The organism is Brevibacillus sp. AY1, assembly GCF_029870785.1.
In the GTDB taxonomy this organism is placed as follows: Bacteria; Bacillota; Bacilli; order Brevibacillales; family Brevibacillaceae; genus Brevibacillus; species Brevibacillus invocatus.
On sequence record NZ_JAFLPN010000072.1, the window covers coordinates 1 to 8994 of the forward strand.

At 49.2% G+C, this 8994-nt stretch carries 8 protein-coding genes; 7 read left to right on the top strand and 1 reads right to left on the bottom strand.

All coding sequences use genetic code 11. The features are described from left to right. Window positions 1-213 precede the first annotated feature (213 nt). A complete protein-coding gene (gene rocF / locus JZI27_RS24210) occupies window positions 214-1110 on the top strand; it encodes an arginase (protein WP_122911099.1) in 897 nt (298 codons plus the stop codon). Between the two features lie 129 nt (window positions 1111-1239). Here rocF and JZI27_RS24215 read toward each other — a convergent pair whose 3' ends face one another. Then, entirely contained in the window at window positions 1240-1413 is a 174-nt protein-coding gene (locus JZI27_RS24215; RefSeq protein WP_338075428.1) for a Spo0E family sporulation regulatory protein-aspartic acid phosphatase, read from the bottom strand. A gap of 157 nt (window positions 1414-1570) precedes the next feature. On the opposite strand from JZI27_RS24215, the gene sigW reads away from it, so the two are divergent. The 6 genes from sigW (at window position 1571) to glmS (ending at window position 8631) form a co-directional block, all read left to right on the top strand. Further along, window positions 1571-2134, top strand: coding sequence for an RNA polymerase sigma factor SigW (gene sigW, locus JZI27_RS24220; protein ID WP_122911097.1), 564 nt, complete (start codon window positions 1571-1573; stop codon window positions 2132-2134). A gap of 16 nt (window positions 2135-2150) precedes the next feature. Continuing rightward, window positions 2151-2774, top strand: coding sequence for a zf-HC2 domain-containing protein (locus tag JZI27_RS24225; protein ID WP_122911096.1), 624 nt, complete (start codon window positions 2151-2153; stop codon window positions 2772-2774). A 107-nt stretch (window positions 2775-2881) separates the two neighbouring features. Then, window positions 2882-3700, top strand: coding sequence for a diadenylate cyclase CdaA (cdaA, locus tag JZI27_RS24230; protein WP_251245096.1), 819 nt, complete (start codon window positions 2882-2884; stop codon window positions 3698-3700). After that, on the top strand, window positions 3693-4940 hold the full coding sequence (locus JZI27_RS24235; protein ID WP_280209728.1) for a CdaR family protein: 1248 nt from the start codon (window positions 3693-3695) through the stop codon (window positions 4938-4940). The genes cdaA and JZI27_RS24235 overlap by 8 nt, the downstream gene beginning before the upstream one ends. Window positions 4941-4983: 43 nt before the next feature. After that, on the top strand, window positions 4984-6330 hold the full coding sequence (gene glmM / locus JZI27_RS24240) for a phosphoglucosamine mutase (protein ID WP_280209729.1): 1347 nt from the start codon (window positions 4984-4986) through the stop codon (window positions 6328-6330). Between the two features lie 462 nt (window positions 6331-6792). After that, entirely contained in the window at window positions 6793-8631 is a 1839-nt protein-coding gene (gene glmS / locus JZI27_RS24245) for a glutamine--fructose-6-phosphate transaminase (isomerizing) (RefSeq protein ID WP_280209730.1), read from the top strand. The last annotated feature ends 363 nt before the right edge of the window (window positions 8632-8994 follow it).

The following is an 8994-nucleotide window of genomic DNA, read 5'->3' on the forward strand; positions in this document are numbered from 1 at the left end:
CGGGTGTAGTTCAATGGTAGAACCCCAGCCTTCCAAGCTGGTCGCGTGGGTTCGATTCCCATCACCCGCTCCATCTGATTGCGTAAAGCAGGTAACCAATGGGTTGCCTGTTTTTTTATGCAAATAGTTGTCGAGTTGAGTCAATTCCTTCAAAGCGGCTACAATAACAGGGAACAGAAAGTTTCGCAGCTGCCAAGGGAAGGGGTCATATTCATGAACAAGAACATTAGCATAGTGGGTGTCCCAATGGATTTAGGGGCTGATCGTCGCGGAGTGGATATGGGGCCAAGTGCCATTCGTTATGCGGGCGTAGTGGCTCGCTTGGAAATGATGGGCATGCATATAGAAGATAAAGGGGATATTCATGTTAATCGTCCCCATCGGTATACAGAAACAGAAAATCACAAGTATCTGGATGAAGTTGTGGAAGCCAATACGAAACTGGCCAATGTTGTAAGCGATATCATGCAGGAGGGACGTTTTCCTCTGGTTTTGGGCGGGGACCACAGTATTGCGCTTGGAACTATCGGAGGAGTAGCGAAAAATGTGAATGACCTGGGTGTGATTTGGTTTGATGCCCACGGAGACTTGAATACAGGTGAAACGTCTCCATCAGGAAACATTCATGGTATGCCTCTAGCTGCAAGCCTGGGATACGGGCATGAACGGCTCGTTGGAATTGCTGGTTTCTCTCCGAAAATAAAACCGGAGAATGTTGTCATTATAGGCGCTAGATCATTGGACGAGGGTGAGCGTGAGCTGATCAAGCGTCTTGGCATCAAAGTGTTTACCATGCACGAGATTGACAAGCTGGGGATGGCACGGGTAATGGATGAAGCCATTTCGCATGTGTCGAAGCATACAAAAGGTGTGCATCTCAGTCTCGACCTGGATGGACTCGATCCGCATGATGCTCCGGGTGTGGGGACTCCAGTAATAGGTGGTATTTCTTACCGTGAAGGGCATTTGGCCATGGAAATGCTGGCTGAAGCAAACATTTTATGCTCGGCAGAATTCGTAGAAGTCAATCCCATTCTCGACCAACAAAATATGACAGCACGCGTTGCAGTAGCATTGATGAGTTCAGCGTTTGGCGATAAATTGTTATAATAAGATAGACATACGAAAAAAGAGAGGGATACACCCTCTCTTTCTTGTTACTCCTTATTATGCAGCCTTAATCATGTACAATTTTTTACATTTTCGAACCTTTACATTGCGGGAAGAAAGCAGTACATTCTAAGGGCGGAGTTGGAGCTTGTTTAGTAAATGGTCCAATTGAACACTTAACTCAACTAGTTCTGGGGTAATGGATGATTGTTCCCTATAACGGTCGTTCAGTTCCTTGCGCAACTGCTCGATCTGGAGGAGAACATCTTTATTCGTCATCTGTCCCACTCTCCTTATCTGCATCAGATTGTGTATGGGTCATCACCATTACTATATGGGGGAAGAAGCCCCCCTTATACCTGTATTTCCCACTAAATAACCCGTACAAACATGCAAAAAAATACGAAACCATATGCTGTATCGTCCGTATTAAGGAGTACGGTATTGCGGGGAGGATCGCATGGATTTTGTAGAAAAGCGGTTGACCCAGCGCGCAAAGCGGGGGGACCGTGAGGCGTTTGCTGAGTTGATTGAGATATATAAAGACAAGATATTTCAGCTCGCGTATCGCATGGTGGGTAATCGCCAGGATGCCGAGGATATTGCGCAGGAGACTTTTTTGCGCGTGTATGCGAATTTGCATACGTATGATGAAAGCTATAAATTTTCAACGTGGATCTACCGGATTGCGACCAATCTGTGTATTGATCGCGGACGTAAAAAACGACCTGACTTTTCGTTGGATGAAGAAGTAGACCCTGGTCAGGGGCTTGACTGGTACTCCCGCTTGTCTTCTAGCGAACGAACACCTGAAGACAAGGTCATAACGCAGGAGTTGCAAGAGACTGTGCAGGACGCATTATCCCATTTGCAGCCCAAATATCGCTCGATCATGATATTGCGCTACATTGAGGATTTGTCTTTGCAGGAAATCAGTGACATTGTAAAGCTGCCGATCACGACGATTAAAACACGGATTCATCGTGGACGGGAAGCTCTGCGCAGTAAGTTGCGATTGATGTGAGAAAGGAGTAAATAAGATGGAATGCCGCGAAATGGTTGTCCTCATTCACGAATGTTTAGATGGTGATACTGACGAGCTAACGAATCAGTCTTTGCAAACTCATATGAAGACATGTTCAACCTGCCGTCAGCATATGCATGAATTGCAACGTGTCATCGCTTTTGTTCAAAGCGCTTCGCATATCCATGTGTCTTCTGACTTTACGGCACGCGTTCTCGCGCAATTGCCAGCTCCGACCAAGAAGAGCCTGTTTTCCTCCTGGCTGCGGAACCATCCGTTTCTTACCGCTGCGGCTGTCTTTTTCATCTTGATGGCAGGCAGTTTAAGTGCGAATTGGTTTGACCGAAATGATATTTTGCAGGTTTCGTCGTCAAATATGGATAAACTAAAAATAGATCGTGAACGCAATGTTGTGGTGGTGCCAGCCGGAACCAGCATTGATGGGGACTTGGTGGTTCGCAATGGCAACGTAGAAGTGCAAGGAGAGGTACGGGGCAATGTCGTGGCGATCGAAGGGAAAGTATTCGTGGCATCGACAGCCCAGGTAGTGGGAAACACTGAATCCATCGAAGCCATTGTGGATTGGATTTGGTATGAGGTGAAAAATATTGGAAATGACTTGCTTCCCGTCATGCGATAGGAGAAAATAGAGAGTACGGAATCACCAGCACGGCATGCGCAGCCGTGCTTTTTCCACAGGTGACAGACTGCCTGCATTGAGATGGAGCGGGATATGGGGGCTTCGCTATGATATCGATGGATTACGGGGATTTGCTACGGTATGGAACGGATATATTACTCGTTACATACGTGATATATAAACTGATTATGCTCATCCGAGGGACGCGAGCGGTACAATTGCTCAAAGGGGTCATGCTGATTATCATCACCTGGCTGCTCAGCAAATACTTCCAGCTGACGACGCTGCACTGGCTGATGTCGCAAGCATTCACGTTCGGGGTGTTGGCTGTGGTGATCATCTTTCAGCCGGAGCTGCGTCGCGCGCTGGAACAGCTGGGCCGCGGCAAGCTGTTTTCACGTTCAAGTGGAACACAGGATGAGGATAGCGTCAGTCGTTTGGTGCAGGAAGTGTGCAAATCTGTCACTTACATGGCGAAGAGGCGAATTGGTGCGCTCATTGTCATCGAACGGGAAACAGGTCTTAATGATTACGTTGAAACTGGAATCGGAATCAATGGACGTGTCAGCTCGGAATTATTAATTAATATTTTCATCCCGAATACACCCCTGCATGACGGGGCAGTGATCATGCGCAAGGACGTTATTTTGGCTGCAGCCTGTTATTTACCTCTGTCTGAGAACAACTCCATCTCGAAAGAACTGGGGACTCGCCACCGTGCCGCAATCGGTTTGAGTGAGGTGTCAGACGGGATCTCGATTATCGTATCAGAGGAGACTGGACAGGTGTCCTTTGCGGCAAACGGAGACATGAATCGCAACTTGACGGAGGCCCAACTGGCAGAGATGCTGACAGAGAAGCTCCAGCCGCTGTCCAAAGGGAAATCCATGAGTAGTCGTTGGCAATGGAGGCGAAAACATGGATAAATGGTTAAATAGTCATTGGTTTGCTCGGGCAGTCGCCCTACTTTTGGCCGTCATGATGTGGATGGTCGTGAACTTGGAGTCAGAGCCCACATCCAGCATTGACGGAAATCAGCCTGTTTTTATTGACGGTGTAAATTTGCATGTCAAATACGACACGGATCAATTCCAGGTCGTAAAGCAGCAGCGAACGGTGCAAGTGGCCCTGCAAAGCAACAACCCGTTTTATCGGCACAATTTTTTTCCGTCCGATTCATGGGAAGTATATGTAGATGCAACGGGTTTGGGCAAAGGGACGCATAAAGTACCGGTTCAGTACAAAGGCTTTCCAGATGAAGTGAAGGTCGGGATCATCCCCAATATGGTGGAAATCACGCTGGAAGAAAAGAAGACGGTGGAGCGTGAAGTGAACGTCGAAATGCTCGGACAGGTGGCACCCGGATATTCCGCAGGAGAACCGATCGTCAAGCCGTTTCGAGCCCTCGTACGCGTGCCGGAAAGCCAGGTAGATACCGTGGCGGCCGTCAAGGCATCCGTGGATCTGGAGGGGGCTACATCGCCGATTAAGACGACAGTCCCATTGAAAGTAGTGGACAAGTCAGGCAATGTCATTCAAGGAGCAGATGTCGTTCCACTAACCGTAGAAGTGAACATTCCAGTCACGAGTCCGTTCGTAAAAGTGCCACTGAAAATAAACTTGACGAACGAAATGCCGAATGGCTATAGTTTGGCTAGTGTGGATAGCAGTGTGGACGAAGTGACCGTATATGGCCCGAAAGAAGTGGTGGATGCACTGAAATCAAGCACCTACACAGGGCCAAGCATTGACCTGAGCAACCTTACCTCAGATCGAGTTTTGGAGTTAAAGCTGCCGCTCATGGAGAATATTGTGAAGGTGGAACCGGAGTATTTGAAGGTGTCGTTGAAAGTGGTTCCATCCACGACAAAACGTTTGGAGAAGATCCCGATCCGGATCAGCGGTTTATCGGAGAGCATGCAAGCAAAGGTGCTTTCCACTGACGGTGAAGAAATTTCTACAGTAGACTTTGATATTATTGGTGCAGCTGAGGTGCTGGATCAATTCAGGCAGGAAGATTTGCAAATCGTGGCAGATGTAAGCAATATGCCGGCTGGTGTGTATGAGGTGGCGCTGAACTACATCTTTAACCAGTCCGATTACATCAAACAAGCTTCGAATGCGCCGAAGCAGGTCACAGTGGAAATCACGAACAAGCAAAGGTAAACATAAGCTGTTGTGTGCACAAGGAAGGAAATGAGGGACAGACATGGGGAAGTATTTCGGAACTGACGGTGTGCGCGGCGTGGCTAATACGCAGTTGACACCAGAACTGGCATTTAAAATCGGTCGTGTAGGCGGGTATGCTCTGACAAGGCACAAACTGGAAGGGAAACCAAAAGTGGTGATCGGGCGCGACACGCGCATTTCCGGACAGATGTTGGAAAGTGCTCTGTTGGCTGGCCTGCTGTCGGTCGGAGCGGAAGTAGTCAGACTGGGAGTCATCTCCACTTCTGGAGTTGCGTATCTCACACGCGCGTTGGGTGCGGATGCGGGGGTTATGATTTCCGCCTCACACAATCCGTTTCCGGATAACGGAATCAAGTTCTTCGGCAGCAATGGCTTTAAACTGTCGGATGTCATGGAAGCAGAAATCGAACAATACCTGGATGCTACAGAGGACACTTTGCCTCGTCCGACTGGTGAACAGATCGGAACGGTACTGGAGTTCCTGGAGGGTGGACAAAAATACTTGTCTCACCTGAAAAGTACGGTTTCTGAGCGCTTTGACGGCTTGAAGGTTGTACTGGATTGCGCCAATGGAGCAGTCTCTTCCCTGGCAGCTCGTCTGTTTGCAGACGTAGAGGCAGAAGTCATCACCATCGGGGCAAATCCGAATGGCGTAAACATCAACGAAAATTGTGGTTCCACACATCCGGAGCGCTTGCAGGAGGAAGTGGTGAAGCACAAGGCGGATCTGGGTCTTTCCTTTGACGGGGACGCTGACCGCTGCATCGCTGTCGATGAAAACGGCGAGATCGTGGATGGGGACTACATCATGGCTATTTGTGCCCGTGCGATGAAAGCAAAAGGGAAGCTAAACAACAATACGGTGGTCACCACTGTGATGGCGAACATGGGCTTTTTCAAGGGCATGGAGGAATGCGCCATCAACACGACAAAAACGGCTGTAGGAGACCGTTACGTCGTCGAGGAAATGATTCGTGGCGGATACAACCTTGGAGGCGAGCAATCGGGCCACATCGTCTTTTTGGACTACAATACCACAGGAGACGGTTTGTTGACTGGACTGCAGCTGCTCAATATCATCAAGGAATCCGGCCAATCTTTATCCGATCTGAAGCAAGTGATGGTCAAGTATCCACAGCTCTTGATCAACGTACGCGTAGAGGATAAGTCCAAGCTCGCTGGCAATACAGCGATCGAACAAGCGATTCGCGAGGTCGAGGAAGAGCTGGCAGGCAATGGCCGCGTGTTGGTAAGGCCGTCTGGAACCGAGCCGATCGTTCGCGTGATGGCAGAAGGACCTGATGAGAGTCAGCTGGAAGGCTTGGTCAATCGGATCGTGGACGTTGTCAAACAAGAGCTCGTGTGAATATAAAAGCAAGGGGGTGGTGAACAGCCACTCCCTTATCTATAAATAATAATGGGAATATTTGGATTGTTGTTTCGCAGGCATTGTGGTAAAGTGTATGTGTATGATCATCATATGCAATCGGGTAAAGGAGGCGAGGACAGAAGAAGGTAGCGTGTGCTAAAACGAATAACTGTTGTAAAGCGCCAGCACTGTGACTGCCCGACATGGAGCACAGTGGACGAGGTGGAGGTTTATCGAGGAATTCGGCGGGTACCTCCCGGCAGCCGTATCACTGCCGCGGAGCGCAGGGACAAAACATCTGAGTGATCGGATGGACAAAATCCTGCGCCTGATACGTTTTGGTCATTGTCTGAATAGAATGGAGCACCATTTAAAAATACACTGGAATGGCGGGGGCACACCCCCGTACCATTGGCATTGGGTTGTGTCCCCGTCAATATGGAAGGGGATCACTTACTTATGTGCGGAATCGTTGGATATATTGGAGATAAATCAGCGCAAGAGGTTATTATCGGGGGACTGCGCAAGCTGGAGTATCGCGGTTATGACTCCGCAGGGATTGCGGTATTGAACGAGCAGGGTCTGCAAATGGATAAAGCACAGGGCCGTCTCGCTGTCCTGGAGGATCGTTTGGAGTCACATCCATTGGGAGGCTTTGTAGGGATCGGGCACACACGTTGGGCGACACACGGAAAGCCGTCTGACGAGAATTCCCACCCTCACCTGGACGAAAAGGGCGATTTTGCCGTTGTGCATAACGGGATTATCGAAAACTTCATGCCGATCAAGGAAGAGCTGTTGGCAAAAGGCTACACATTTACTTCCGAGACTGATACAGAAGTCATTGCCCATCTGCTGGCTGACATGTACGACGGAGATATCGTCTCTACAGCACGTAAAGCTGTGCAGCGGATGCGCGGTGCCTATGCGCTCGGGATCATGACCAAGCATGAGCCAGATAAGCTGGTGGCGATTCGCCTGGCGAGTCCTCTCGTAGTAGGGATTGGTGACGGAGAAAGCTTTATCGGGTCGGATATTCCGGCAATCCTGGAGCATACACGCGATGTGTACATTTTGAATGAAGGCGAAATGGCCGTATTGACGCGCGATGGCGTGGAGCTTTTGGACGTGGAGACAGGAAAGAAAGTGGAGCGGGATGTTTTCCATGTCGAATGGGATCTGGTACAAGCGGAAAAAGGCGGATATGATTCGTTCATGCTCAAGGAAATCCACGAGCAGCCGCAAGCTGTTCGCGATACCATGGGACCTCGCATCGACCAAGCGCAAAAACGCATTGTGTTGCCTGAGTTGAAAATGAGCGCTGCCGAGCTGGCGACCTATGATCGGATCTACATCGTAGCATGCGGTACTTCCATGCACGCGGGTCTAGTCGGTAAAGACGTCATCGAAAAATGGACGCGTGTACCTGTCGAAGTGGCCGTAGCATCGGAGTTCCGTTATCGCGATCCGATCTACACCGATAAAACCTTGATGGTCGTCATCAGCCAATCTGGAGAGACTGCAGATACTCTCGCAGCGCTTCGGGAAGCGAAGAAGAGCAATGTGAAGGTCATGGCCATCACCAACGTCGTCGGTAGCTCTGTGGCTCGTGAAGCAGATGAAGTTCTTTTCACGTGGGCAGGTCCTGAGGTAGCCGTAGCGTCTACCAAGGCGTATACGTCCCAAGTGGTCACCCTGTATCTGTTTGCTCTGTATCTTGCAGAGGTAAAAGGTACATTGCCAGCGGACGAGGTTGCTAATGTCGTCGAGCATTTACAAGCCATCCCGGGCAAAATTGCTTCCATACTGGAAGAATCCGAGGCAGCTCGTGTTCGTGAATTCGCAGAGAGCATCAGAGAAGTAAGCAGTGTCTTCTTCATCGGACGCAGCCTCGACTACGCGGTATCGCTGGAGGGCTCGCTGAAGCTGAAAGAGATCTCTTACATTCACTCCGAGGCTTACCCTGCCGGAGAACTGAAGCACGGCACCCTTGCGCTAATTGAAGATAACGTACCGGTCGTTGCACTGGCTACCCAACCGGACATCTTTGAAAAAATGGTGAGCAACATCGTCGAAGTCAAAGCTCGTGGCGGCCATATCCTGGGCTTCGCTACGGAAGGCGACAAAGACTTGGCAAAAGCTGTGGATGAAGTGATTTACATGCCGTCCACCTTGCCCATGCTGACACCGATTCTGACCGTCATTCCATTGCAATTGCTCGCTTACTACGCTTCTGTTGCACGCGGCCTGGACGTGGATAAACCACGGAATTTGGCGAAGAGTGTGACGGTGGAGTAGGGGGAGATCCTACAGCATAGATTTTTGTCAAAAGAAAATAAAGTATTAGACTAGGAAAATAAAGTTGTAGACTGAGAAAATAAAGTATTAGACTCACATTTCTGGCCATACTGCTACTAGGAGCTCTTCTACTGTCTACAGAACCGACATCCAGAACTATCAACATGACTCCATTTGGGGCTGCCTTCGGGAGCCCTATTTTTATGTTCTTGGAGGTGACATCATGGCAAAACGAAAACGCGAGATCACGGTGTACACACCTAAAAATCTTTGTCCTTAAACAATAATGTGAATCAATTTCATAAATTAGAGCCCTACGGGCTCAAGGTTTTTTGAGCATAGAAAAAGGAGTACCTCCCCAAA

Bases quoted from the DNA above. Each gene is read 5' to 3' on its own strand.
- JZI27_RS24235 (WP_280209728.1), top strand. From the start codon at position 3,693: ATGGATAAATGGTTAAATAGTCATTGGTTTGCTCGGGCAGTCGCCCTA.
- rocF (WP_122911099.1), top strand. From the start codon at position 214: ATGAACAAGAACATTAGCATAGTGGGTGTCCCAATGGATTTAGGGGCT.
- sigW (WP_122911097.1), top strand. From the start codon at position 1,571: ATGGATTTTGTAGAAAAGCGGTTGACCCAGCGCGCAAAGCGGGGGGAC.
- cdaA (WP_251245096.1), top strand. From the start codon at position 2,882: ATGATATCGATGGATTACGGGGATTTGCTACGGTATGGAACGGATATA.
- glmM (WP_280209729.1), top strand. From the start codon at position 4,984: ATGGGGAAGTATTTCGGAACTGACGGTGTGCGCGGCGTGGCTAATACG.
- glmS (WP_280209730.1), top strand. From the start codon at position 6,793: ATGTGCGGAATCGTTGGATATATTGGAGATAAATCAGCGCAAGAGGTT.
- JZI27_RS24215 (WP_338075428.1), bottom strand. From the start codon at position 1,413: ATGCAGATAAGGAGAGTGGGACAGATGACGAATAAAGATGTTCTCCTC.
- JZI27_RS24225 (WP_122911096.1), top strand. From the start codon at position 2,151: ATGGAATGCCGCGAAATGGTTGTCCTCATTCACGAATGTTTAGATGGT.